At 58.3% G+C, this 25353-nt stretch carries 24 protein-coding genes; 8 read left to right on the plus strand and 16 right to left on the minus strand.

The annotated features are described in order from the left end of the window. Positions 1 to 63: 63 nt before the first annotated feature. From M9Q49_RS04020 to M9Q49_RS04030, 3 genes are all read right to left on the minus strand, one after another. Positions 64 to 972 (minus strand): serine/threonine-protein kinase, encoded by a 909-nt coding sequence (locus M9Q49_RS04020; RefSeq protein WP_254507367.1) that lies wholly within the window; start codon positions 970 to 972, stop codon positions 64 to 66. A gap of 280 nt (positions 973 to 1252) precedes the next feature. Continuing rightward, a complete protein-coding gene (locus tag M9Q49_RS04025) occupies positions 1253 to 4192 on the minus strand; it encodes a PVC-type heme-binding CxxCH protein (RefSeq protein ID WP_254507368.1) in 2940 nt (979 codons plus the stop codon). Positions 4193 to 4319: 127 nt separating this feature from the next. Next, on the minus strand, positions 4320 to 5615 hold the full coding sequence (locus tag M9Q49_RS04030; protein ID WP_254507369.1) for an aminopeptidase P N-terminal domain-containing protein: 1296 nt from the start codon (positions 5613 to 5615) through the stop codon (positions 4320 to 4322). Between the two features lie 118 nt (positions 5616 to 5733). Here M9Q49_RS04030 and M9Q49_RS04035 point away from each other — a divergent pair, with 118 nt between their 5' ends. After that, complete coding sequence (locus M9Q49_RS04035) at positions 5734 to 6594, plus strand: hypothetical protein (protein ID WP_254507370.1); 861 nt, start codon at positions 5734 to 5736, stop codon at positions 6592 to 6594. 31 nt (positions 6595 to 6625) lie between these two features. Here M9Q49_RS04035 and M9Q49_RS04040 read toward each other — a convergent pair whose 3' ends face one another. Then, positions 6626 to 7576, minus strand: coding sequence for a DUF1338 domain-containing protein (locus tag M9Q49_RS04040; RefSeq protein WP_254507371.1), 951 nt, complete (start codon positions 7574 to 7576; stop codon positions 6626 to 6628). Positions 7577 to 7711: 135 nt separating this feature from the next. On the opposite strand from M9Q49_RS04040, the gene M9Q49_RS04045 reads away from it, so the two are divergent. Continuing rightward, on the plus strand, positions 7712 to 9022 hold the full coding sequence (locus M9Q49_RS04045) for a UDP-glucose dehydrogenase family protein (RefSeq protein ID WP_254507372.1): 1311 nt from the start codon (positions 7712 to 7714) through the stop codon (positions 9020 to 9022). Positions 9023 to 9158: 136 nt separating this feature from the next. Then, complete coding sequence (locus tag M9Q49_RS04050) at positions 9159 to 10265, plus strand: 3-oxoacyl-ACP synthase III (protein WP_254507373.1); 1107 nt, start codon at positions 9159 to 9161, stop codon at positions 10263 to 10265. A gap of 14 nt (positions 10266 to 10279) precedes the next feature. Here M9Q49_RS04050 and M9Q49_RS04055 read toward each other — a convergent pair whose 3' ends face one another. Both M9Q49_RS04055 and M9Q49_RS04060 read right to left on the minus strand, forming a co-directional pair. After that, positions 10280 to 10720, minus strand: a complete 441-nt coding sequence (locus tag M9Q49_RS04055; RefSeq protein WP_254507374.1) for a Clp protease N-terminal domain-containing protein — start codon at positions 10718 to 10720, stop codon at positions 10280 to 10282. Beyond that, on the minus strand, positions 10710 to 11198 hold the full coding sequence (locus tag M9Q49_RS04060) for a hypothetical protein (protein WP_254507375.1): 489 nt from the start codon (positions 11196 to 11198) through the stop codon (positions 10710 to 10712). Before M9Q49_RS04060 ends, M9Q49_RS04055 begins: the two co-directional genes overlap by 11 nt. Positions 11199 to 11354: 156 nt before the next feature. On the opposite strand from M9Q49_RS04060, the gene M9Q49_RS04065 reads away from it, so the two are divergent. Continuing rightward, a complete protein-coding gene (locus M9Q49_RS04065) occupies positions 11355 to 12677 on the plus strand; it encodes a 3-keto-disaccharide hydrolase (RefSeq protein WP_254507376.1) in 1323 nt (440 codons plus the stop codon). An 88-nt stretch (positions 12678 to 12765) separates the two neighbouring features. Then, complete coding sequence (locus tag M9Q49_RS04070) at positions 12766 to 14208, plus strand: phytoene desaturase family protein (protein WP_254507377.1); 1443 nt, start codon at positions 12766 to 12768, stop codon at positions 14206 to 14208. A gap of 5 nt (positions 14209 to 14213) precedes the next feature. Here the strand turns inward: M9Q49_RS04070 and M9Q49_RS04075 are convergent, their stop codons facing one another. Together M9Q49_RS04075 and M9Q49_RS04080 are read right to left on the minus strand one after the other, a co-directional pair. Next, the gene (locus M9Q49_RS04075) at positions 14214 to 14723 is read right to left on the minus strand and encodes a thioredoxin family protein (RefSeq protein ID WP_254507378.1); all 510 of its coding nucleotides are present in this window, start codon (positions 14721 to 14723) and stop codon (positions 14214 to 14216) included. Positions 14724 to 14738: 15 nt separating this feature from the next. Then, entirely contained in the window at positions 14739 to 15497 is a 759-nt protein-coding gene (locus M9Q49_RS04080) for a double zinc ribbon domain-containing protein (protein WP_254507379.1), read from the minus strand. A gap of 92 nt (positions 15498 to 15589) precedes the next feature. Between M9Q49_RS04080 and M9Q49_RS04085 the strand changes: the two genes are divergently transcribed. After that, positions 15590 to 16015 carry an NIPSNAP family protein gene (locus tag M9Q49_RS04085; RefSeq protein ID WP_254507380.1) on the plus strand — a complete coding sequence of 142 codons (426 nt, stop codon included), beginning with the start codon at positions 15590 to 15592 and terminating at the stop codon, positions 16013 to 16015. A gap of 90 nt (positions 16016 to 16105) precedes the next feature. Here M9Q49_RS04085 and M9Q49_RS04090 read toward each other — a convergent pair whose 3' ends face one another. Together M9Q49_RS04090 and truA are read right to left on the minus strand one after the other, a co-directional pair. After that, complete coding sequence (locus M9Q49_RS04090; RefSeq protein WP_254507381.1) at positions 16106 to 17257, minus strand: glycosyltransferase family 4 protein; 1152 nt, start codon at positions 17255 to 17257, stop codon at positions 16106 to 16108. Further along, positions 17258 to 18082 (minus strand): tRNA pseudouridine(38-40) synthase TruA, encoded by an 825-nt coding sequence (gene truA, locus M9Q49_RS04095; RefSeq protein ID WP_254507382.1) that lies wholly within the window; start codon positions 18080 to 18082, stop codon positions 17258 to 17260. Positions 18083 to 18234: 152 nt separating this feature from the next. Between truA and M9Q49_RS04100 the strand changes: the two genes are divergently transcribed. Then, positions 18235 to 19062, plus strand: a complete 828-nt coding sequence (locus M9Q49_RS04100) for a hypothetical protein (protein ID WP_254507383.1) — start codon at positions 18235 to 18237, stop codon at positions 19060 to 19062. Between the two features lie 10 nt (positions 19063 to 19072). On the opposite strand, the gene M9Q49_RS04105 is transcribed toward M9Q49_RS04100, so the two are convergent. From M9Q49_RS04105 to M9Q49_RS04115, 3 genes are all read right to left on the minus strand, one after another. Then, on the minus strand, positions 19073 to 19336 hold the full coding sequence (locus tag M9Q49_RS04105; RefSeq protein WP_254507384.1) for a hypothetical protein: 264 nt from the start codon (positions 19334 to 19336) through the stop codon (positions 19073 to 19075). 15 nt (positions 19337 to 19351) lie between these two features. Then, positions 19352 to 20485, minus strand: coding sequence for an aspartate-semialdehyde dehydrogenase (gene asd / locus M9Q49_RS04110; RefSeq protein WP_254507385.1), 1134 nt, complete (start codon positions 20483 to 20485; stop codon positions 19352 to 19354). A gap of 239 nt (positions 20486 to 20724) precedes the next feature. Next, complete coding sequence (locus M9Q49_RS04115) at positions 20725 to 21459, minus strand: hypothetical protein (RefSeq protein WP_254507386.1); 735 nt, start codon at positions 21457 to 21459, stop codon at positions 20725 to 20727. On the opposite strand from M9Q49_RS04115, the gene M9Q49_RS04120 reads away from it, so the two are divergent. Then, the gene (locus M9Q49_RS04120; protein ID WP_254507387.1) at positions 21451 to 21888 is read left to right on the plus strand and encodes an NINE protein; all 438 of its coding nucleotides are present in this window, start codon (positions 21451 to 21453) and stop codon (positions 21886 to 21888) included. The two genes, M9Q49_RS04115 and M9Q49_RS04120, sit on opposite strands and share 9 nt — an antisense overlap. A gap of 585 nt (positions 21889 to 22473) precedes the next feature. Here M9Q49_RS04120 and M9Q49_RS04125 read toward each other — a convergent pair. The 3 genes from M9Q49_RS04125 to M9Q49_RS04135 are packed head-to-tail and all read right to left on the minus strand — an operon-like array spanning position 22474 to position 25334. Beyond that, a complete protein-coding gene (locus M9Q49_RS04125; protein WP_254507388.1) occupies positions 22474 to 23226 on the minus strand; it encodes a 2-phosphosulfolactate phosphatase in 753 nt (250 codons plus the stop codon). Positions 23227 to 23231: 5 nt separating this feature from the next. Next, positions 23232 to 24170 (minus strand): diacylglycerol/lipid kinase family protein, encoded by a 939-nt coding sequence (locus M9Q49_RS04130; RefSeq protein WP_254507389.1) that lies wholly within the window; start codon positions 24168 to 24170, stop codon positions 23232 to 23234. 60 nt (positions 24171 to 24230) lie between these two features. Then, positions 24231 to 25334 carry an HlyD family secretion protein gene (locus M9Q49_RS04135; protein ID WP_254507390.1) on the minus strand — a complete coding sequence of 368 codons (1104 nt, stop codon included), beginning with the start codon at positions 25332 to 25334 and terminating at the stop codon, positions 24231 to 24233. Positions 25335 to 25353 lie beyond the last annotated feature (19 nt).

Genomic DNA, 25353 nt, shown 5'->3' on the forward strand with positions numbered 1-25353 from the left:
CAAAAACGAAGTCAGAAATCAGCCAGCTGATGGCAGCAGCAGCTGGCGGTAGCAACACCAGCACTACACAAATCCCTTGCGGTCATCACTTAGCTTGGGCGGGACCGTTGGCGGTTTGGGCACAACCTTGAACGCCCGCATCGCCTTGTACTCTTTCAAAAAATCCCACAGGGTTGGCGGACGATCTTCCTTGCGTTTCGCCATCATCCGTCGAATAAGATCACTGAATTCTTGCGAGACGTTCTGATTGAATACCAGCACTGATGGCACGGCGGCATTCAAATGCTTGTTGAGCAGATCGTCGGCGTTGTCGCCGGTGTAGGGAGGTTTGCCGCTGATCAGTTCGAACAGCACGCACCCGAAGCTATAGATATCGGCTCGCGCGTCGAGGTTTTGTTTGCGAATCTGCTCGGGCGACATGTAGCTGCGAGTGCCAGCAACGGTTCGGCCGCCGCCAAACATGCCACCGAGCAGGGCCGAGAAGCCGGATTTCATCTTTTCGGAGATGGCGAAGTCGATCAGTTTGACGTGAGCTTCGTTGCTGATCAAAAAGTTGTCGGGCTTTACGTCGCGATGCACCCAGCCCTTGGTGTGCAAGTGAAACAGTGCGTTGGCGCCTTGCTCGACGAAGTTCGGAGCAAAGTAGGCAATTTGCTGAGGACCGCCGCGGAGCCACAGCTTGAGGTTGGGGTGCTCGAAATATTCCATCACCAGAAACGGCGTTTCACCCTCGGTGGTGAATTCGTGGATCTGAATGATGTTGCGGTGACCTTTGCAATCGGCGCCGACCTCCTGCTCCCGCTTGAGTTCGTTGATGATCGAACGGTCCTTGCGCTTCTCCGGAACCGGCACTTTTAGCGCATAGCGCGTGGTGTCGTCCGATTTGGCGGCTTCCCAGATCTGGCAGGTCTGGCCGACGCGAATCAGCCGCACCAGGCGGTAAGGACCAAGAAAATCGCGGGCGCGTGTCAAAGGGGGAGCTCGCTTGCAAGGAGGGGCTGCGTATTCGCAGACGCTAGACTGTAGCTATTGTAACGGTTTTGCCGGTTTTGCGGCTAAACCTTGCCTTAGTGTAATTGGCCCCCCCAAACGGCAAAAGCCCAGCCGGACGGCATCTGCGACGTGTTCCCCTCCCCTGCCCCGCCTTTCCCGTAGATCGGACCATGGTCCGGCTGGCACTGTTAAGTGACTCTCTTGGCTCGGTACCCCGCTTCTTGCCCGGACCAATGGTCCGGTCCTACGCAAAAGACGACTACTGTCCTTGCCCACGCGACAGATAGCCGACCAGGTCGCGTACTTCTTCGTCGCTCAGCCGTTGAAAAATCCCTTCGGGCATCATCGAGAGCTTCGACTGTTTGCGCTCGTCGATGGTGGCCAGCGGAATGGTGAGGAGTTCGTTCGGCGTTTGCACGTTCACGGCTTGGGCCGTTTCGCGAAGGATGATGCCTTGCACCACGCGGCCGTTGTCGAGGAGGAACGTAGTCACTTGATATTCGCGGGGGACAACAGCGGAGGGGTCGAGCGCGTTCTCGAGGATGTAGTCGAGATTGGCTCGCTGCGAGCCAGTGAGATCGGGGCCCATCTTGCCACCTTCGCCGAAGAGGCGATGGCAACTCGCGCAGTTTTTCGTGAACACTCCCCTGCCCTTCCCTAGATCGGCTTTGGCGAGCGTGTCGGCCGTCAGCATCGCTTTGTATTTGGCGGCGAGCTCCTTCTTGTCTTCGGCGGCAGGACGAATGGTGCCCCAGATCGCATCGAGCTGTTTGGCGACTTGCGGATTGCTGAGCGCTTGCAACTGTCGCAGCATGCCGGCTGAGATGTCGCTGCGAGGGACGGTTTTTGCTTCCACTGCGTTCAGCAACGAAACGGCGTAGCTGACGCGCGAGGCCAGAGTCTGAATGACATCGGCCCGCTCTTCCGGTGAGAGTTTGTCATAGATATGCAGCAAGGCGGCCGGCGTTTCGTGGTGCTGATACGCGGCAAGCGCTTTGATCGCGACGGCTCGCATCTTGGGTTCATTCAAAAGCGGAAACAACGCCGGCGGCAAATCGGCGGGTTGCTTGGTGAGAAGCAATTGCAGTGCTCGCTCGCGCGTCGGCACATCCTGGCCGACGTTGCCGAGTTGCTCGCGCAGCCTGGCGATGATTTTTGCATCGTCAAATTTCACCGCAAGCGCGATGGCTTGGTCCTGCACATCCAAGCTGCGACTGGCGCTGAGTGTTTTGAAGATCGCGTTCCAGTTTGCCGGCGGTGGAACACTTCGGCGACCTTCGAGCGCGAGGAGAATGCCGCGGCAGAGATCGAGTTGCACTTCGGCATCGCGGGCGGCGCCGAGCGAGTCGAGTACGGTCGTTAGTTTCTTCTCGCCAGGGTCAGACTCGAGGTAGCAGCGCACCAGATGCTGGCGAACTAGAGGGATGCGGCAGTCTGTCAGCAACTTGGCCGCATCGGCTGGTTGCTGATCGACGAGCGGCTCGATGCCGTACCAAATCATCAGCGGAATGTGATGATCTTCGGCATCTTCCTCGTGCGCGACCAGCCGCTGCGCGACCGCGAGTCGTTCCTTCAGCGATAACCGCTGCAGCGCACAGGCGAGCGCCAGCCGAACTTGCGGCGCGCGATCTTCCGCGGCGAGTCGCAACAGTGCATCGAGGTGAACGTTCTTCGGTTTGATCGAATCGACGGTGAGTGTTACTCCCCACGCGCGGACATGCTCGCTCGGATCACGAAGCGCGGCCCGCAGATCGGTGTCGGTGATCATCTTGGCGGCTTGCAGTGTCCAGAGTGCTCGCAGGCGAGCGTGTTCTGCTTCACCCGTCACCAACGTCGTGACCAGCGTTTCGCGGGCAGCGACGGCGTCGAGTTTTTCGGTGAAGGCCAGCTCTTGGATCTTCCGCCGAGCATGGCGCGACAGCCATTCGTTGTTGCTGCCGACGAGCTTGAGGAGTTCTGGTTGCGAGAGCTTCACCAGATCAACGGCTGGCGACTTTTTTTCGCCATGAGTCACTTTGAAGATGCGGCCGTTGTCGCGCTCGACGTCGACGTAGTCATGGCATTCACCGGTGTCGCACCAATCGGTGACGTAGACACTCCCGTCGGGACCTTGCTTCACGGCAAGACCGCGGAACCAGCTGTCATTGGCAAACAGAAAGTCCGGCTCGTGCTTGGCGACGTAACCGCTGCCGTGCGGTTCGAGGCGATCTTGATTCACGCGACCGCCGTGAATGTTGCAGGCATAGACGCGGTTGCGAAACTGCTCTGGCAGGCCTTCGCCTTGATAAATCAGGCAGCCGCTGTGAGCATGACCGCCGCCGGCTTCGCTGTGGACCCCCTGCCCTCCCCTGCTGTTCGTCCAGTGACCGCCGCCCCAGTGAAGATGGTCCGCACAACTTTGAATAAGACCATACGACCGCGGCATGAGATCCTGGCCGAACATCCGCTCGTAGTGGCCGCCGGGGACAACGTGGAAGAGATGCTTGATCACGCAGTTGGTGATGAACAGCTGGCCGTGTTCGTTCCAATCGATGCCCCACGGATTTGTCGTGCCGTAAGCGAACGGCTCGAACTCATGCGTTTGCGGATGCACGCGCCACACGCCGCAGTTGATTGGCTTGCGGTCTTCGGGTTTGCAGCCCGGCTTGCCGACCTTGCTGTTCGAGAGAATGCCGTTCAGGCCGTAGAGGTAACCGTCGGGGCCCCAAGCGAGACCGTTGACGACGTTGTGCTTCGCGGCCAGATCCCAACCGTCGAGAATGACAACCGGTTCGCCGTCGGGTTGGTCATCACCATCGCGATCGGGAATGAAAATGAGATTCGGTACAGCCGTGAGCCACACGCCGCCATGGCCCCATTCAATGCCGGAGAGATTCACGCCCTTGTTGTAGAAAACCTTCTTCTCATCGAACTTACCGTCGCCGTCGCGATCCTCCAGGATCGTCACGCGGTCACTCCCCTGCCCTGCCTTGTTCCACTCGGGATACGACAAACATTCGACCACCCACAGTCGGCCGCGATCGTCGAAGGTGAACGCGATCGGTTGCACGATATCGGGTTCGCCGGCGAAGAGCGAGACTTTGAAACCCTTAGGGAGTTTCATCGCCGCTGGTGCGTCCTTCGGCGGGATCGGCGCAGGGGCATCGGCGGCGAAGATGGTTGTGGATAGAAGAGCGAGGAAGAGGAAGTATCGTTTCATGATTGGATTCTCGTTTGATTCTGGTTCCCTCGCCTCGGTACCTCGGGGAGAGGATTAGGTAGAGAGGCTGAAGCGGAATGAAAGATCCGCTCGCAGATCGCCCACTCACTCCCCTGCCCTGCCCTGCTTAGTTGTGTCTCGATGCCATCAAGTGCTCGATCTCATCTGCTTCTACCGGCGTGCCTGCCATTAAGTCGATCGGTCCGCTCTCAGTGACGACGATATCGTTTTCGAGTCGCACGCCAAAGCCTTCGTCGGGAATGTAAATGCCCGGCTCGACAGTCAGCACCCAACCCGGCGCAAAGGCTTCGCTCAAATGGCCGACGTCGTGCACGTCGAGCCCGAGTGGATGGCCCAAGCCGTGCATGAAGTACTTGCGGCAGGCGAGCTCGTCGTCGGTTTGCTTGTCGATATCTTCCTGCTTGATCAAGCCGAGCTTCAGTAATTCTTCATTCATGTGCAGCTGCGATTCCTTGGTCCAGTCGCGGTGCTTCTTGCCGACGACGGCACCCTTGATGCTCGCGCGCATGACGCGGAGCACGGCGTCGTAGACATCGCGCTGTCGCGGCGTGAAGCGGCCGCTGATCGGAATGGTTCGTGTCAGATCGGCGTTGTAATTGGCGTACGACGCGGCGACGTCGAGCAGCAGCAGGTCGCCGTCGTTGCAGGGCAAGTCGTTGGAGTTGTAATGCAGAATGCAACTGTTCTTGCCGGCTGCAATGATTGGGTTGTACGCAAACTTTCCGCGCTGACGAATGAACTCGTGCGCGAACTCGGCTTCCACTTCGTTTTCGTAAACACCCGGCTTGGTGAATGACAACACGCGCAGAAAGCCGGCCTTGGTGATCTCGACCGCCTTCTTCAGCAGCTCGATTTCGGTCGGTGTCTTGATCACGCGCAAGTGATGCAGCAGTGGCGCCAGGCGGCGATAGTCGTGCAGCGGATATTTATCGCGAGTCGATTTCACGAATCGTTCATCGCGTGAAGGAACGGCCAACGACGCGGCTCGGTGTTCGTTCGTATTCAAATAGACATGCTCTACCTCAACCATCAGCCGATGGAAGATGCCGCGAAATTCGCTCAGCCATTTGATGGTCTTCACGCCGCTGATTTCGGTCCCCTGCTCTTTCGTGTGTTTGTGCCCCTCCCACACTTTCAAATGGTCGTTGGGCTCGCGCAGAAACAGGATCTCGCGTTGCTTCTCGTCATCGGCATCGGGAAAGATCAGCAGGATGCTCTCTTCCTGTTCGATGCCGCTGAGGAAGAAGAGGTCGGAGTTGGGATGAATTAGAAACGAGCCGTCGGCGTTCGTCGGCAGTACGTCGTTGGCCTGTACGATGGCCAGCGATTTTGGCGGCAGCAGCGCGCGGAGCCGATCGCGGTTTTCGGTGAAGAGTTTCGAGTCGATCGCTTCGTGACGCATTCCTGTTCCCTTGCAGCCATTCAATCCTGAAATGAATGGCTGTATGGTAGCGGGTGAAGCAGTGGGCCGGAACACGCGACGGGGCGTGACTCCGGCAAGTCGCAGCGAGGAGGACAACATGGGCGCTTGGGGAGCGGGTTTGTATGCCAATGATCTCGCTATGGATTTGAAGGCGACGATCGCGTCGGTGGTCCGTCTGCCGTTGGGAACCGATGAGCTCATCAAACTACTAGAGGACACGTACAGCGAGGTCATTGAGGACGAAGACGACGACTCCTATACGTCATTCTGGCTGGTCACTGCCGATCAGTTTCACAAACGAGGTATTCCCTCCGCGCGGCTCTTTCAACGAGCGTTCGAGATTGTCGACAGCGGCCTGGATTTAAAGATTCTTGAAGAGCTGGAGATGTCGCCAGGCGATCTCCGCAAGCGGGGTAAAGTGTTGCAGGAATTGCGGACGAGGCTGGCTGAGCCCGTGGCTGAGAAGAAACGCAAGACGCTGAAGAAGCCAGAGTCATTCGTGGTGCAAGCCGGCGACGTGTTCTTGATTCCGCTGTTTGCCCACAATAACTGCATCAATCCCTACTTTGCTGAGTGGAGCGAACCGCAAGAGCAATGGGGAGCGGCCTGCATTGTGAAGAGCACGCACATCTTTGATTACCTCGCTGTCTATCAACCGCTGCTGCTCACCACGAACTTCCCCTTGAAGAAGAAACCCGGGTTCGACGAAGTTCTGCAGGCGACCCCGTGGGGGCTGCAGCGGCCGGGGACTTGCTCGAAGACTCACTTCGCGCGCATGAAGTTTGAGAAGATCGGGCAAATCAAAGTGGACGAGGTAAAACTTGCCAAGGCCTTTCCGGAGATGGACGACGGGCGTAGCGAAGCCATTAGCGATGTCTCGATCGCCAATGCGTTTGGCCACAGCACGAATCGAGGGACGCTGAACGAACTGACGAACATTGTGGCGAAGACGAAGTGAAGATGGCGGAACGTCCCCGCGCAGTCTCGGCCTACGATTTCAGCTTCGTCATCTCAAACAAGTTTGTCGCCTGCGGTCCGAGGAAACCTTCAAAGCGAACTCGCTTGCCAGTTGCGGCGTCGGTGATTTCATTGCGCTCGGCGAGTTCGAAATAGGCGTACGACCAAGGCATGGTCGAGTCTTGTTCGCCGTCGCGCACGTTGACGTCGATCTTCACCGCTTCGGTGGCACTTTGGCGAAGCTTGCTGCCGCGCTCTCCTTCGATCTCGGGTTTGATCGGCACGCCCGCGGCTGTGAGGGCGGTCATCGTCTTTTCGAGATCGTTCAGCTGGGGCACGCCGTGTGAGTTCACCAGCGAGGTGAAGTGGTTGACGTTATAGCCATGCACGAGCGTCCACGCGCCGTATTGGCTGGTCTTGTTGAGTTCAAGCACGTCATGTTTCTGCGGTGGTTGCCAGGGCAGCGTTTGAAAATGAGCCACGACTTCGGCGAGCAGTTCGGTCGTGTTCAAAGCGGGATTCGAATCGAGCCCGGCGAGTGTGGCGAGTGGCTCTGCGCGAAACGCGGGCCGGTGATTGACCAACGTTTGCTCGATCATTCGTCGGGCGCTCGTGGGGAGTTCCCAGGTTTTTAGTTCCGAGACAAATAGCTTGGGGAACTGCGGATTGGTGTGCTGAAAGTGAATCGCGCTCAGCTGCTTGTCTTCGAAGTGGTAACTGCCGGCGGCCCGGTAACCGAGGGCTTCGAAGACTCGCGAGACGCTAGCAATGCCGGCCTGCGGCTGCTGCACCGCGAGCGTGCGGAAGGCGATATGATCGTTGAAAAACGTCGCTCCCGCGGCGGCTACCATTTTTTCGTAGTCCCGCACGTACGACACGCGCGAGCGATAGCCATCCCAGAGAGCATCGAAAACGGCGGCCAAAAACTGCTCGCGACGAGAGTCGGTCGCCAACCGCTGGTGCGGACCCAAAATGGCAGTCATGGTAAGATCCGGAGAGAAGGCAGAACGAAGAAGGCAGAAGTAATGCCTCTTCAATTATACGTCGTGCACCGATTTGGAAATCCGTGTATTTTCCCCTCGCTCCCAGTTCTTAGCCCCTAGCCCCCTGCTCCTCCCATGAAAATTGCCATGATCGGCGCTGGTTACGTTGGCCTTGTCTCCGGCACTTGCCTGGCGGACAGCGGCAACGACGTGGTGTGCGTCGACATCGATCAAGCCAAAGTCGAACGCCTCGAACAGGGGCAGATTCCGATCTACGAGCCCGGACTCTCGGAACTGGTGGTGCGAAACGCCGCGAACGGCCGATTGCGGTTCACCACCGACACTGCCGAGGCGGTGCGCAATGCTCACTTGGTCTTCATCGCGGTCGGCACGCCGAGCTCAGAAGATGGCTCAGCCAACCTGTCGTACATCTGGCAGGCTGTGGAGAAGTTTGCCCAGCACCTGCGGCCCGATGCCGTCGTGGTCGTGAAGAGCACCGCGCCGGTGGGCACCAACAAAGCGATCGCCGAGATGCTGAAGAAGCTGACGCACCGCGACTGCGATGTCGCCAGCAATCCGGAGTTCCTCAAAGAGGGCGCCGCGCTCAACGACTTCCAATATCCCGATCGAGTTGTCGTCGGCGTGCGTTCGCAGTATGCCGAAGAACGGCTGCGCGAACTGTACGGTCCTTACCTGCGCACCGACAAGCCGTTCCTATCGATGACACCGGAAAGTGCCGAGCTGACGAAGTACGTAGCCAACGCACTTCTCTCGACGAAGATCAGCTTCATCAATGAGATGGCCAATCTATGTGAGCGTCTCGGCGGCGACATCAACGACGTTCGCCGCGGCATCGGCCATGATCGGCGGATCGGTTTTCAGTTTCTCTTTCCCGGTGTCGGTTACGGCGGCAGTTGCTTTCCGAAAGACGTGCGGGCTCTTGCCGAAATGGCGCGCAAGGTGGGTGTCGAACCGCGTATGCTCGACGCCGTCGATGAAGTGAACAATCAGCAGAAGCACGTGCTGATCAATAAGCTGCAGCAGCAATTCGGCGATAAGCTCTCGGGCCTGACGCTGGCCGTGTGGGGACTCGCCTTCAAGCCGCGGACCGACGACATTCGCGAGGCCCCTGCCCTGGTGCTGATCGATCACATGCTCGCGGCGGGTTGCCAGCTGCAGGTGCACGATCCTGAAGCGATGAAAAACGTGCAAGCCATTTATGGCGACAAGCTCCGCTATGCCAACACGCCCGTCGACGCACTCGAAGGGGCCGATGCTCTCTGCATCAACACCGAGTGGGGCGACTTCCGGAATCCCGATTTCGACGAAATGAAGGGCCGTATGCGGCTGCCGATTATTTTCGACGGCCGGAATCTCTACGAACCCGAAACGCTGCGGAGCTACGGTTTTGTCTATCACAGCATCGGCCGGGTGCCAGTGACGTAGTCAAATCGAACGCCGCTGTGTTTCCGCCAGGTAAACTCTGCCCGAAAATGCGATTTTCGCGTGATCGCAGCCATTTACCCGCCGGTTGAATCGGAGATACTTCTAGGAAGCCCCTTCTTTTCAGCCGCGGATTGTCATGCGTTATCAGCACGTTTGTCTGGAAGCCTTCGGTTACTCGTTGCCCGACGAAGTGCTGTCCAGCGAAGAGATCGAAGCCCGTCTTGCCCCCCTCTATCAGCGGCTGCGCTTGCCCGAGGGACGGCTGGAATTGATCAGCGGCATTCGTGAGCGCCGGCTGTGGCCGCGCGGCATGCGACCGAGCGAACAAAGCATCGTCAGTGGTCGCCGAGCCATCGAAACGGCTGGGATCGATCCGGAACGAATCGGCGCGCTGATCCACGCCAGCGTTTGCCGTGATTATCTCGAGCCGGCGACAGCTTGCCGAGTGCATCATCACTTGGGATTGCCCGAACGGTGTCAGACCTACGATGTGTCGAACGCTTGTCTCGGTTTGCTCAGCGGCGTGGTGCAGATCGCGAATCTGATCGAGCTCGGTCAGATCGAGGCCGGCCTGGTCGTTGGCACCGAAGACAGCCGGCATCTGCTCGAAAGCACCATCGCGGCGCTGAATGCGGATCTGTCGCTGACGCGCGAAACCGTGAAGTCGGCGATCGCTTCGCTGACGATCGGTTCGGCCAGCGCTGCCATTCTTCTTACGCACAAAAAAATCAGCCGGACGCAAAATCGTTTGACGGCTGCTTCGGTCCGTTCGCACTCGCAACACTATCAGTTGTGCGAAGGTGGTATTCAGGACCAAGGTGGTAGCTCAGCGCTGTTGATGCAAACCGATTCCGAAAAGCTGCTTGCCGGTGGTCTCGAGACCGGCAAGGCGACGTATCTCGACTTCATGGCCGAGAGTGGTTGGACCAGCGACGACATTCAACGTTCGATTTGCCATCAGGTCGGCGGCACGCATCGCAAATTGATGCTCCAATCGCTCGAGCTCTCGCCCGAGCGCGACTTCTTCACTTTCCCTTGGCTCGGCAACACCGGCAGCGTGGCGCTTCCCATCACGACGGCCCTCGCCGTCGAACGTGGTTTCATTCAACCGCGCGATCACGTCGCTATGCTCGGCATCGGCAGCGGCATCAACTGCGTGATGTTGGCCGTCGATTGGCAGAAATCACTCGTGGCGAACGACGTCGCGCAGCCGACCAGCGAAGCCCTCGCGGCAACAGTCTAATCGCCAGGATTTTCTTAGCCGTTCTGCAGCAAGAACAAAACCTGCTTCTTCAGCTGATCGCCCGTGATCGACACATGGCGGAGCATGTCGGGAACCTTACCGCCTCCGGTGAAGGCCAGGCCGAGCACTAGATGCTCGGTGCAGATGTAGTTGCGATTGAGCGGTGCTCTTTCTTGATCGCCGCGATCGACGGCGGCATCGGTGGCGGGGCTCCATGGCAGCGGCGTGGTGGGCAAGGTTGGCAACGGTTGCGGCGGAGGAGGCAGGACCGACAACAACGCTTCGTGCGTCGCACCCAAGCGGCGCAAAGCCACACCGCCGACGCCGGCTTCTTCGCTGATCGCGCCGAGCAGAACGTGTTCGGGTTCGACCGTCGCCGAGCCGAACTGGCGGGCTCGTTTTTCGGCGAGGCGAAAGACCAGCTTCGCGCGGTCGGTCATGTTTTCAGTGCGCATCGTCGTACTCTTTCGTTCCCTCGTTCGCGGCTCGGTCTCGAGCCACGCCATCGTCCGCCATCGCCTGATTGGCTTGGGCGAACAACCATTCCGGTAAGCATACCGTTACGATGGGCGGTTCGCCGATCTCTGCTTCGAAGAATTTCCAGTACCAGAGGACCGTCTTCTGCCGTGGCCGGTAAAACTCGCTCCACGGTATGAGGAGCGGCGGATGCCCAGGCCGAAAAGCCGGAAAAATCGCTATACCCAGCCCCTGCTCGGCCACAATCATCGTCAAGCAGTTGCCGTAATTGCAAGGCAGCCCGCCCTTGGAAAAGGCCGCTGACTGCAGGTGGTACTTCTTGCCCGGCGGTAGTTGTCGCACGCCAAAGCGCTTGGCCAGCGCCCGCCAGCCGCCGATGAAGGAGATCACCCAAATGATGAAGCACCACCAGAGGGCGAAGGCCAGGAAGACCGCAGGGATGAGCAGGTTCTGCACGGCAGTTGTCTCAGCAGTAGCCACGCACGCAGGAAGTGGAACAGACGCGGCCATTCTACTCCCCATGGCCGCGCACCGAATCTAGCAGGCCATCCCCCAAAATCGCCGCTTCAGGCTACAATCCAAGCCATTCCTCTCTCCATCATTCCAGCGAAAATGCGGTTGCAGGGCGACATCATGCTGATTAACTTTCATCGATTCGCGGTGCTTGGTTTTGCGGGCTCGCTGTTGGTCGCGGCGGCCTGTGGATTTGCAGCGACCGGCTGTTCGGGTCAGGAGAACACCAAGGCTCCACCGCCAGGGAAGGTGATTCAGGATCAGATTGCTCAAGCCAAAGACGGTGCAACGCCGAAATCGACATCTGCTGCCACGAAGGACTCCCCTGCCCTGCTGACGGCTGACGAACTGAAAGATGGCTGGATCTCGCTCTTCGATGGCGAGACCCTCTTTGGCTGGAAGCCACACAGCAAAGCGGATTGGAAAGTTCACAACGGCGCGATCGTGGTGGCCGGTGGCGAGAAAGGGTTGCTCTGCACGCACGTGCAATTTTCGGACTTTGAACTAAAGGTCGATTTTCGCGCGGCGCTAGGCACGAACAGCGGCGTGTTTCTCCGAACGTCGCCGGTCGTCGGCATGGAGGATGTCACCACGAAGTGCTACGAACTCAACATCGCTCCTCCTGACAATCCATTTCCCACCGGCGGCTTCGTTGGTCGTAAGAAGGGCGTTGAGGTTCCCGATAGCCGCGAATGGCAATCGTTTCATGTGACGCTCGTTGGCGGTCAGGCCAAGGTCGAACTCAACGGCAAGACCGTGCTCGAATACACAGACGAAAAACCAATTGGCCGCGGCTACATCGGCTTGCAGTATCGCGAGGGACAAGTCGAATTCAAAAACATCAAGCTCAAGCCGCTCGGTCTGACGCCGCTGAACAACGGCAAGGACCTTGCCGGCTGGAAAGATACCGAAGGCTCGAAGAGCAAGTTCGTCGCCGAGAACGGCGAGATCAATGTGAAGGACGGCCGCGGCAGCCTCGAGAGCGAAGCAAAGTTCGGCGACTTCGTGCTGCAATGGGAATGCATCAGCCATGCCAAGGAACTGAACAGCGGCATTTTCTTCCGCTGCATTCCGGGCGAGATCACCAACGGTTATGAGTGTCAGATTCACAACGGTTACAAGGATGGCGACCGTTCGAAGCCCAAAGACTTCGGCACGGGCGGCATCTACCGGCGGATCGCAGCTCGCAAGGTGATGGCCGATGACCTGGTGTGGTTTAATCAAACGCTGGTTGCCGATGGCGCTAATATCGAATGCTGGGTGAATGGATACCCCGTGACTGCCTGGACTGACGAACGCAAACCGAACAACAATCCGCGTGAAGGTCTGCGCGTGGAAGCCGGTACGCTGCAGTTGCAGGGGCATGATCCAACGACGAATCTGTCGTTTCGGAACTTGCAGGCAGTGGAACTGGCGAAGTAGTTTCCCGCGAGGGCAAGGCTCCTGCCGAGCCGAGGGCCGCAGCTCGAATAGGATAGTAGAAAGTAGTGAGCGGAAAGTAGATTGATCGATGCCGAAGGATTTTCTCAAAGGGGCGAATGACGAGTACGACGTAGTCGTCATTGGCAGCGGTCTGGCCGGAATGACGGCGGCGAATATTCTCGGCCGCGCGGGTTATCGCGTGCTGCTCGCCGAACAGCACTACAAACTGGGCGGCATGGCCACCTGGTTCAAGCGGCCCGGCGGGCACATCTTCGACGTTTCGCTGCACGGCTTTCCGTTCGGCATGATCAAGAGTTGCCGGCGCTACTGGACGGCAGAGATCGCCGATTCGATCGTGCCGCTGCAAGCAGTGCGTTTCGACAACCCGATGTTTTCGTTGACGACGACCTACAACCGCGAGGATTTCACGAAGCTGCTGACCGACAAGTTCGGCATCGCACCGGAGACGATCAAGGCGTTCTTCGATACCGCTCGCGGTATGAACTTCTACGACGATCAAAAGCTGACGACCGGTGAACTCTTCGAAAAGTTCTTCCCCGGCCGGCAAGATGTCGTGCGGCTGCTGATGGAGCCAATCGTCTACGCCAACGGCAGCACGCTCGAAGACCCGGCGATCACTTACGGTATTGTGTTTTCGAACTTCATGTCGAAAGGCGTGTACACCTTCGAAGGCGGCACCGATCGCCTGGTGCAATTGATGCACGACGACCTGAAGGCCAGCGGCGTCGATGTGCGGATCAATTGCGATGTGGAAAAAATCCAGATCGAGCAAGAGCGCGTCACCGGCGTAACGATCAACGGTCGGCAGATTCGCTGTCGCGCGGTGGTGAGCAACGCCAATCTAAAGTTCACGATCTTGAAGCTCGCTGGCCGCGAACATTTTGATGCCAAGTTCGTCGAAGATACTGAAGGCGTGCGACTGAACAACAGCAGCACGCAGGTATACATCGGGCTCAAGCCTGAAGAACGTGTTGACGAGAGCATGGGAGATTTGTTCTTCACCAGTACATCGCGCGAGTTCCGCACCGATCTGCTGCTGAGCAAAAACGTCACCAGCCGAACTTACTCGTTCTACTATCCGCGCACGCGACCGCAGGGCCGGCCACGATGCTTGATAGTTTCGAGCACGAATGCTCATTTCGAAGACTGGGCGAATCTGCCGCCGGAAGAGTACGAGGCCAGCAAGCAGGAACTGATCGAGGGAACGCTCGATCATCTCGATGGTTACTTGCCAAACATTCGCGAGCGGATCGATCACATCGAAGCGGCCACGCCGAAGACTTTTCAGCACTACACGCAGCACGTCGCCGGCGCGAGCTTCGGCACGAAGTTCGAGGGGCTGGGCGTGAGTCGAGCGCTGCCGGAGCAAGTGAAGGGGCTGTATCACGCCGGCAGCGTCGGCATCATCATGTCGGGCTGGCTCGGCGCGATTAACTATGGCGTGATCGTGGCGAACGATGTCGATGCGTTGCTGATGAAAGCGCCGCCGCCAGTCGCTGATTTAGAGTAGGGACACTACGACTTTTCGTTCCGAAAAAACTTCTGCAGTACCGGCGCCATATTGCGCGGAATATTATCGTCCCACGCGCCGCCGTCGACCCAGCGGCCCGTCGGCTTTCCTGCGTCGTCCAGTTCATGAAAGGCGGGAATGCCTTGCAGAGCAAAGCCGGCCGCCTTGAGTTGCTGCTCGTTGTAGTCGTCGGTGTTGATTTGGATGATGGAAGTGTTCGCAAAGGCTTCGACCATGAGCGGATCGTTCATGCTCGCCTTCAGTTCGCGGCAGGGACCACACCAGGCCGCGGTGAACTGCACAAACGGTTTGCGATTTTCGAGCTTCGCCGCCGCGGCAAACGCTTGCAACTGTGCGTTCAATTCGCTGGCTATCTTCAGTGTCTTCGCCGAATTGTCGCGATCCGGCGTTGGCGCGTTGGCGACGGGAGTAGGCGTCGACGGCGATGTTCCGCAGCCTCCCAGACCGGCCATGAGTCCGGCAACGATGCAGACAAATTTGAGCTCTATGTTCATAGCTTCCCCCGATGATTAAACAAAGGTCGTCCGGGCCACCGCTGCAGCATACACGCTCGCGGCACCGGCGCGTTTAAGCTCGCGGGCAATCGCGCTGCACGTCGCGCCGGTGGTGATCACATCGTCGACGAGTAGTACATTTGCACCTTTGATGTCAAATCCCCAGCCGATTGCATAAGCGTTTCGCACGTTGTCCCACCGCTGACCAGCCGGCAGGTGAGATTGCTTGGCGTTAAATCGTTTGCAGCGGATGAGGTCCGATATACAAGGCAAACGCAATTCGCGGGCAATCGTTTGCGCCAAATTCTCCGCCGGGCTCGTTCCGCGCCACAGTCGCTTGATCCAATGCATGGGGACCGGCGCGATAATATCCGGCGCTGGGTCGAACGATTCACTGCGCAGCTTTTCGGCCAGCAGCTTGCCGAGTTGCATCGTCAGCGGCTCGAACGCTGCATGCTTGATCTGCAGCACGGCCTGGCGAGTTCCAAATTGATACAGCCCAAGCGTCTTCGCCGCATCGAAGTGCGGCTTGTTCGCGCGGCACTCGGCGCAGTCGCCTGTCGGGTTCGGTAAATCAGGATAAGGGAGTGCGCACTTCGGACAAAACGACGCCTGTCGCGGCTTGAGTTGATCGCAGCAGGTCGGACAAATCAGCGGGCCGCGAATCTCCGCCACCTCAGCCCCGCACAACAAACACGCCGGCGGAAATAGCAACCCGCCCGCAGTAATTGCGGCATCGGTCAGGCGAGTTTGCAGCCAAGCGAAGGTGTTCATCGTTCCTCACGTTTCGACACATCGTAGCGAACCGCCGTGAAATTTGCGAAACTCACCCCTCTCTCGACCATTTCCTTCAAGGAGACTCACCCATGTTTCGCCTTCCATCAACCTTCCTCGCCGGCCTCGTTCTGCTGGGGCTCGGTGTCGTTTCGACTCTTTCCGCAACTGCCCAGGAGAAAGCCGTGGCTGCTCGAGTTTATGAACTTCGTACTTACACTACGCATCCCGGCCGGTTGCCTGCGCTGAACAAGCGTTTCGCCGATCACACAATGAAGCTGTTTGAAAAGCACGGCATGAAGAACGAAATGTACTGGGTGCCGACCGATCCGAAGCTGGCCGACAACACGCTGATCTACATCATCTCGCACGAGAGCGAAGAAGCCGCGAAGAAATCTTGGGATGCCTTCCGCGCCGATCCCGACTGGGTGAAGGCCCGCGACGCCTCGGAAGCCGACGGCAAGATCGTGCTGAAGGTCGAGTCGGTGTTTATGAAGAAGACGGATTACTCGAAGTAGTTGATTCCCGCGGTTCCCTCTCCTCGGTACTCCGGGGAGAGGTTTAGGGTGAGGGGGGTGAAGCTCAATTGACTCTCCTCTTCGGTTGGCCTACTTCGCAAGAACTCGCCAATACAACTCGCGTATCTGCCGCGTCATCGTTTCATGCCGGAACTGATCGGCGAACCTCCCCTGCCCTGCCCTGCCGAGCTTGGTTCGCAACTCGGCGTCGCCCGCGAGCGCGATGATCGATTGCGCTAAGCCCGCAACGTCGCGCGGCTTCACAAGGAAGCCTGTTTCCGGCAACGTCACTTCGCGAGCACCGTCGACGTCGTAGCTAACAACTGGCTTGCCGGCGATGAGTGCCTGCGGAAGCGCACGGGCCAAGCCTTCACGCAGGCTGGCGTGGACCAGCAGGTCCATCGCGCCGACGTACCGCGGAATCGTCGTCGGTGGCACGAGACCGGTGAACACGAAATGCCGCTGCAGATTTGCGGCGGTGATTTGCTCTTCGAGTGACTTGCGCAAAACGCCGTCGCCGATGAAGACAAACTTCACGCGCGGGTTAGCAGCGACGACTGTTTTGGCAGCGGCGATGACATCGTTGTGACCTTTGAGTTCAAACAGGCGGGCAATCTTGCCGACGACGATGTCTTCGTCAGCGAATCCCAACTCGTGACGAACTTGTGGGCGAGTTTCATTCGCCTTGAGAAACGGCTCCACGTCCATGCCGCTGCTGATTGTGGTGAATTTCTCCCGCGGCGCGACACCCGCGGCGACGAGTTGATCGGTCATGGCATCAGCAACACTAATCAGCGCGTGACAACGCGCGGCCGCAAATTTTTCGCAAGCGCGATAGAACGTTCGCGTTAGCCACGGCTGATAAGGGTAGAACGGCGCGCCGTGAACAGTGTGAACGATCGCCGGTACCTTGAGGGACCAGGCAGCGAGGCGACCGAGGATGCCGGCCTTCGCGCTGTGCGTGTGGACGACGTCGGGTTGAAATTCTGCGAGCACACGGCGAATGGAAAAGTAACTGGCCCAATCTCGCCGTGGATCAATCGCGCGGCAGAGCGAAGGGATCTCCTTCACGGGAACATTGCTGTGCTGTTGTTGCAGCAAATCTCCTTCCGGCCCCAGCGACGGCCCGGTGATCAGCAGCACGTCGTCGCCGTAAAGTTCGATCAGATCGCGGCAGTTGAAGAGCGTGTTCTCTTGTGCGCCGCCGACGATCATGCGGGTGATGATGTGTGCGACTCGCATTTATTCGTCCAGCTGTTCAGCCGCCGCGAGTTCTTCCGGCGTGTGTGTGGGATGAACGACATTCGGATCATCGGCGCCGTCGTATTCGACACCGATAAGAAACAGTCCTTGCGGCGGCGCGGTCATGCCGGCTGCTCGCCGATCTCGGGCTGCGAGGGCCTCGGCAGTGAAACTGATCGGCGCCAGGCCTTTGCCGATCTGCACGAGCGTGCCGACGATATTGCGGACCATGTTGTAGAGAAAACCGTTGGCTTCGACCTCGATCACCACGCGGCTGGTGAGTTCGGCTTCGCGGCGTTCAACGAGCAGATCATAAATGGTTCGCTCGGTCGTCAACCGCATCGAGCCCGTCGACTGGTAGCTTTTGAAATCATGCGTGCCGACAAGTGACTTGGCAGCTTCGGCCATCACGGCGTCATCGAGCGCTTGCCGCACGTGCCAGACAAAGCCGCGAGCGAAAATATCGCGCAGCCGACCATCTTGCACGACATAGCGATAACGCTTGCGGGCCGCATCGCGAATCGCGTGAAAGTCATCCGGAGCGTGTTGCATTTGGCAGACGATAATATCGTCGGGCAATTCCGCGTTGATTCCCTTCCGCAGCACTTCGCACGACAGCTGCGTGTCGATCTTCACACTCACGACCTGGCCGAGCGCATGCACGCCAGCATCGGTTCGGCCGCTCGCAGTGCAGCGAACTTTTTGCTGCGTGATCCTCTCGATCGCTTTCTCGAGCTCGGCTTGGATCGTGCGTGAGTTGGGTTGCCACTGCCAACCACCAAAGTCCGTGCCGTCGTAGGCGATGGTGAGTTTGAAGTTGGGCATCGTGGAAGGAGTCGGGAGCTTAGGGGACAGGATTCAGGCCAAGCAGTGCTATTCTATCGTGGAAAATCAAAATTATGATCGACGCATTACAATCTTTCGCCGCGGCGAGCGAATACCGAGCGAACTGACACTTCTTTTTTGCGAGGACTGCCATGGGCTGGTGGAAAATCGACGCCCGAACCGGTCAGCCGCTTGGCAGTGGATCGCAACTGAGCACGCCCGAGGTGACGTTGCTCAACGCTGTCCCTGGCGTTGACGCTGGAACCGATGTTTCTTACTTGGGCGACGTGTCGGGAGATTTTGCCCTCGAAATGGCCCGGCAGTTGTCGGGAATCGTGAAGGGGCAGACCCTGACTGCGGCAGAGATTCGCGAGCTATTTCTGCTGGCGATTGCTCCGGCTACTTGGTCAGACGCACTTGCCGGTGAAGTCTTCCAGGCCGTTGACTTATTTTGGCGCGATGTCGACAGCGCTTACGACGACGACTGGTCGCGGCCTGCGAATGCTGCGGAGAAGCATTGGACGACGGAATACGTGGTGATGCATTGGGAGCGGTTGTCGCAATCTGCAGTTGCGAAAGAGAAGCCGAAGGCCGCGGCCAAGGTTCCGCCAATCAAATTTCCGATCGGCTCGCGAGTTTGGGCCTGGTGGAATGCGCCGCAAGATGACTATTACATCGGCACGGTGCTTGAACCCGGTTGGATCTTGCGCGACGCGGATGGCAAGTTGCAGGAAGAAGTTTTCTACATCGTGCAGTTCGACGATGGCGACGAAATGGATGTGCCGCCGGAGCGGTTATTTGCTTTGGCGTTGCCGGCAGGGTTGCAAGTGGAATTTCGGTCGGCGAGTGAGAACCGATACCTGCCGGCGAGTGTGGCTGGTGCATCCGCCGATTCGGTGACAGTGCGGACGTCGGATGGCAGAGACGTAAGTGTGCCGTTGTCGGCGCTGAGGATTGAGGGACGCTTACTCCCGAAGTAGCAAGCGAGCACTAGCCCATCTTCAAGAATTGTCCGGCGCGTGCTCGAATTGAATCGTCCGCATGATTCTGCAGTTCTAAGAGAACTGCAGTGCGTTTGGTCGCATCGTCGGCAAGACCCCGCCAAACGAAATTTAGAACTTCTCCGGATGTGATTAACCCGAATTCGTAGAGTTCCAAATATCCAGCAGGAGAAGCTTCGATCTGCAATTGAACTTCAGCAGCTTTTACGGCTGCTCGAAATTGTGATCGAAGCTCGGCCTCGCGCGGATGCATGCACTCCCCTGGTGATTACTTCCCGACGATGATCCGCAGCATGCGGCGCAGCGGTTCGGCAGCACCCCAGAGGAGCTGATCGCCGCAGGTGAAGGCCGAGAGGTAACGGCCCTTTGCGCCGGGTTCGAGTTCCAGCTTGCGGAGGCGGCCAACCGGCACATTCAGCGTGCCGCTGATCGTGGCGGGAGTCAGTTCGCGAATCGAGCGTTCGCGTTCGTTCGGCACGACCTTGGCCCATTGGTTGGCCGCGGCGAGCATTCCTTCGATTTCGTTCACCGGTGCGTCTTTGGTGAGCTTGATCGTGAGGGCCTGGCTGTGGCAACGCATCGCGCTGATGCGAACGCACAGGCCTTCGACAGGAATCACCTTCTCGCCAGTCAAACCAAGGATCTTGTTCGTTTCGGCTTGGCCCTTCCATTCTTCTTTGCTTTGACCGTTGCCGAGATCTTTGTCGATCCAAGGAATGAGGCTGCCAGCGAGCGGCACGCCGAAGTTCTTCGTGGGGTATTCGCCACTGCGGATCACTTCGCTCACTCGGCGATCAATTTCCAGAATGCTCGAAGCCGGATCGGCGAGGAGTTCTTTCACGCTGCCGCTGGCAACGGCCATTTGATTGAGGAGCTCGCGCATGTTCTGCGCACCAGCGCCCGATGCGGCTTGATACGTCATGCTGGTGATCCACTCGACCAGCCCGGCTTTGAACAAGCCCTGCAAACCCATCAGCATCAGGCTGACGGTGCAGTTGCCACCGACGTAGTTCTTCACGCCCTTCGCCATCGCGTCTTTGATGACGTGATCGTTGACGGGATCGAGAATGATGACTGCATCGTCCTTCATGCGGAGGGCCGAGGCGGCATCGATCCAGTAGCCGTTCCAGCCGGCGGCTTTTAGTTGCGGATAGATTTCGTTCGTCCAGTCGCCACCCTGGCAGGTGATGATGACGTCCATTTTCTTGAGAGCGTCGATGCTGCTGGCGCTCTGCAGCGGGCCCGTCTCTTTGCCGCCCACCTTCGGACCCGCTCCGCCCGCTGCCGACGTGCTGAAAAACACCGGCTCAACTTCGGCAAAATCCTTTTCGTCCTGCATCCGCTGCATCAGGACCGAACCTACCATACCCCGCCAACCGACCATCCCGACAACGCGTTTCACGACTGCAAACTCACTATAAAAGCGACATCTTCTCAAGGGAAAGGCAAACCATCAGCCTAGTTCACCGCAGGGAGGCTGACAATTGCAAATAGGTTCGCGCGGTTTGCCGCTTAAAGCTGGCTCGCTATCAGAATCCAACCCTGCGCCCTGGCAATCTTGCCCAACTCAGTCAAACTTTTCACAAAGCCAGTCGTTTGCCGGCGAGTGTGACTGTCGGTGGGGTAGCCGGTCGTCTCTCGCTATTGGTCGGCCAATTTCGCCGCATCGTTGGCTCTTAGCGACGCGAATCCGAGCACGAAATTCGCGGGCAGCGGAATCAGTTTCACCGGATCCATTCCGGCGGGTTCGATTTCGCCAACGACCTTCAACTTCTTAGCCGCTGCGGCTGCCGTTGTGTCCGTGACAATTGCGCATAGCTCTGCGAACAATGGCACGCCGATTTCCGGTAGTTCAACGAAATCTTCGGCTTCGAGCGGGTTCTCGCCGTTGTCGATGGCATCTTTGGGCACCGCGGAGACAACCAGGAAATCCTTTTCCACCAACTCCATGCGTTCCCAGCGAAAGAGCTTCAGCCACTTGCTGTCACCGGCAGCGTAAGCAACAAAGGCGGCAATCACGGTGGCGAGCTCATGAGGTGAGTCGGCCGCATCGTAGTGCTCGTCGGTCGAGTTGACTTGATACTCAACAATCCAACCCTGCTTCGGATCATTCAGCGTCTGGATGTAATTCAACTCGTCAGCGAACAGGATCGCGAATTGATCAGCTTCGAGCGCCGCAAGTTCCTTTCGGATCACCTCGCCGATGGGTTGCGAATCGTTCGTTCGTGGCAGATGTTTAGGTCCATGCTTCCCGCCTGCAGCTAGTGGGAAAAATTTGCTTGGTCGACACCTTACAATATTTCTGCTGCGACGGCGAATTGACTGTTTAGTGTTTTTCACCCCTTCAACCGAAAGACTCTTGCCCGCATGAACCAAGTCTCTGCCAAGCCCACTCCGATCTACATCGGCCCCAGCAACACGCACTCCGTCGCCGTCGGCTATCTTTGCTGGCTGTTTGGTTTTCTCGGCATGCACCGCTTCTATTACGGCAAGCGGTGGACGGGCACGCTCTGGTTTTTCACGCTAGGGTTGCTCGGGGTCGGTTGGCTCATCGACCTGTTTCTGATTCCTTCGATGGATCGTCAGGCCGACCGCAAATACGTCGAAGGGCCGCTCGATTACAACGTGGCCTGGTTGCTGCTGGTATTTTTCGGCGCGCTGGGCATTCATCGCTTCTACATGGGCAAATGGCTGACGGGCCTGCTGTGGATGTGCACCGGCGGCTTGCTCCTCGTCGGCTGGCTGTACGACCTGTGGACGCTGAATGAGCAAGTGAGTAAGCGGAATGGGGAGATGGTGCGATAGCGCGCAATTTCCTCGTTGTCGAAAATTAAATGTCGATTTCATCGTGTGACAACAGCGGTTGGCCCGGCCTCGAATACGGAGTAGGCGGACCTCGTCTTCGGCAAGCATGAACGCTGTCGAGGCCAGTGACGGAATGGGCCAACAATTTGGAGCAACCTGCCCCCTTTCATACCCCCAGAATATAACAGGTGATGCAAAAAGTTATTTCATTCACAAGTCATTATCAGGCCAGACTTAAGAACAAAAACTGGCTGCAATATCGGGTCTCCAATATCACACTTTATCACCATCAAACGGCGCGGTCGCAACGGAGTTTGAACAGGTGGACCTACCGGCCAGCCAGATAAAGACACACCAGCGCGGACAACTTAGGTCCGGCATCAATCGCTGTAAATCGCAACGAACGAGTTCGCTTTCGGGAGCTAACGCGTAGCGAGTTGGGTTGTCCAGGACGTTGTTAGCTGCATTCTGAAACACGTCGAACCAAGGGTCTGCGCCACTCGGCCATTTGATTGCTCGCTGGGTGACGCAACCGATTTTTAGCATCCAGATCGCTTCTGGGGCAAAGAAGTTTGGCCGGCCGATCTACCTCCCCGTGATTCGCCATGTCTGCAAATCCAACTCCGCTACCAAGTCGAACTTGTCAATTTGCGCTGCGAGGTCGATGTCGTTTTCGTGGCCAATCTCGATCAGGTTGCGGCCGCCGCGCGAGGCGCGAAGGGCCTGGCTGAGGATGGAAGAGCCGGTCATTTGACCGATGGCGGAACGCCAGGCATCGGCGGCGATGTCGGCCTGATCGTTGGTTTTCAACGGAAGATCGGTTGCGCGGGAGAGGTCGTCGACAATCGCACCGGCGAGCAGGGTATCTTCGCGCGTCACGTGGCCGTCGGTTCCGGCGCAGACGATTTCAATTTCGTGTTCGCTCGCCAATTCTCGGCAAACGGCAGAGAGATTGACGAAGGCCGCGACCAGCACGCGCTTCGCTAGTTTGCAACGCATCATCGCCCGCGTGCCGTTGGTGGTGGTGAAAATCACCGAGCGATCGCGCACGGTGCGGGCGTCATACTCGGCAGGCGAATTGCCGAGCTGAAACCCTTCGATCTTCAACCCGCTCCTTTCACCACCGAGGAGCGGGTTTTCGGCGGCGGCCGCTTTTGCGCGGGCGTCGGCGATTTCCAGACACGGCAGAACTTCGCGCGCGCCGGAATCAAGCGCGGTTACGATCGTCGTTGTCGCACGGAGCACATCAATGACGACGGCTGTTTTGCCGGCCAGTTGCTGCGGCTCGACGAGATCAGGAAGTAGATGGACAGAAACGGAGCGAACGTTGACAGGCATAAGTGCTACGCTTGGGCGGTGACAGCTGGGTTGGTCGGCCCCACAATGACAGGGAGCCGTGCTGGATGAATCGTAGCCGTTAACTCGCTCGCGCTAAACTCCTGTCCGTCGACAGCCCAGGCCATTGTTTTCTCCGAGCGGACTGTCAGTCGTCGGACGCGGCGTGCGACGATCAGCTCGTGCTCGCGCGGATCACCGACCACGTAAGTGAGCGCCAGCTGTGCAAGTTGCACTGCGGTTCCCTCGAGAACCACCACTACATCGAGCCAGCCGTCGTTGAGAAGTGCATTGGGCGCGACGGGCAAGCCTGCACCGGCACAGCGGCCATTGGCTACGAAAAGATTGAGCGCGTTGACCTGGAGCGGCGGCCCGTCATCGAACTGCAATTCAAGCGGAAAGACCTCGAGGTTCTGAAGTACTCCGAAGGCACCGCGAAGAAAGCAGAAGGCGCCCCACTGCTGCTTCACTTCGTCGGTGAGTTGCCGGGTGTATTCACCTGTGTTGCCGCCAGCGAGCATGTTCACGCCGAACCGCGACAGGTCTGGATTTCCTTGCAGCTCAAAAACGTCGAGCGTCGCCGGTGAATCTGTAATCGCGCTGCTCATGACTTCGACAGGCGACAACGGCAGACCGAGCGAGCGCGCGTAATCGTTGCCGGTTCCGGATGGCAGAACGGCCAGCGTTACATCAGGACGATTCGCCCGGAGGATCGCATCGGCAACGACGTTGATCACGCCATCGCCGCCGGCTGCAGCGATTCGGCGGGCGCCTTGCTCAATCAACTGCTTCGTGAGTTGCGCCGAATGCTCTTCTGAATCGGTGACATGCACGCACACTTGCTCGCCGTGCTCACTCTTGATTTGTGCAAGCGAGGCGGCGTTGCGTTCTTGGGGGCCGGCTTTAGGGTTCCACAGGATCTGCAGTTTGTCGACGGATTGAGTCATCTGCTTCCGTGCTCCGGGATTGACGAAATCAGCGCCCGCATCCTGCAAAGGCCGTGCCGCTTACATGCCAGTGGCGTTGACCAGCGGTCGGGCTTCGGCGGCAGGTTCCTTCGCATCAAGGAAAATGTCCATCTGCTGACCGACGAACAGCGTTTGCTCCGACTTGCCGATTTCGTAGATCACTTGCAACACGCGCGTATCGACTCGCTCGGTGTTATCGCCAGTGAGTGACCGCTTGGGAACCACGTAGGGTTCGACGCGAACAAACTGCAGCGGGATGGCTTTCGCGTTGTTGCCGCGGGCATAAGCTTGGGCCGGCATGCCCGAGGAGAAACGCGGGATATCCTGTTCATCGATCTCGACTCGCACACGCAGTCGCGTGAGATCGCCGAGGACGATCAACGATTTATCGGGCGGGGCAGAAACGTATTCGCCGGGACGAATGCTGACCTGCAGAATCTGGCCATCGACCGGAGCTCGCACGAGGCAGCGATCGATTTCGGTCTGCGTGATCGCGAGCTGAGCCTTGGCTTGTTCGATGGCAGCGCGCGCGATTTGCTTGTCGGGTTCCCAGGCGCCGGCTTTGAGCTCGGCCAGTTCGGCGGCGGCAGTCATCGCTTGAGCTTGCGCTTCGTCGTACTGGCTGACCTTTGTGCGATACTCCTCTTCTTGCACGGCGTTCGCGGCATAGAGCTTCTTCGCGCGGTTCGCCTGGTCAAGCCACAGCCGCGCCTTGGCTTCAGCAGCTTGCACGCGAGCTTCGGCGGGTGGCAGATCTTCTTTGCGCGGCATGGCCGCGAGCTTGGCAAGTTGCGACTCGGCTGCTTGCAGACTGGCCTGTTGCCAGGCGTATTGTGCCTTGAGCTGACGATCGTCAACGCGGAAGAGAGGAGTTCCCTTCGTCACTTGCTGACCGACTTTATCGGACGGAATGAAGACATCAAGCAATACGCCGGACAGTGGCGAACCGATCGAAATGTTTTCCGACTGCGGCTCGACCAGGCCCGAGGCGGCAATCGAATTGCCGTACGGATTGCGGGCCGGTGTGTGCGGCGGTTTGGTTTTCGGCAGTTGCTGCTCGGCGCTGATGATATGAATCATGCCGAAGACCAGCATCGACAGCGCAATGACGGGAACGATGATCAGGATGAATTTGCGAGTCATGATTTTCTCCCTTGTCGCC

The sequence above is a fragment of the Anatilimnocola floriformis genome (genome assembly GCF_024256385.1).
GTDB classification, from domain to species: domain Bacteria; phylum Planctomycetota; class Planctomycetia; order Pirellulales; family Pirellulaceae; genus Anatilimnocola; species Anatilimnocola floriformis.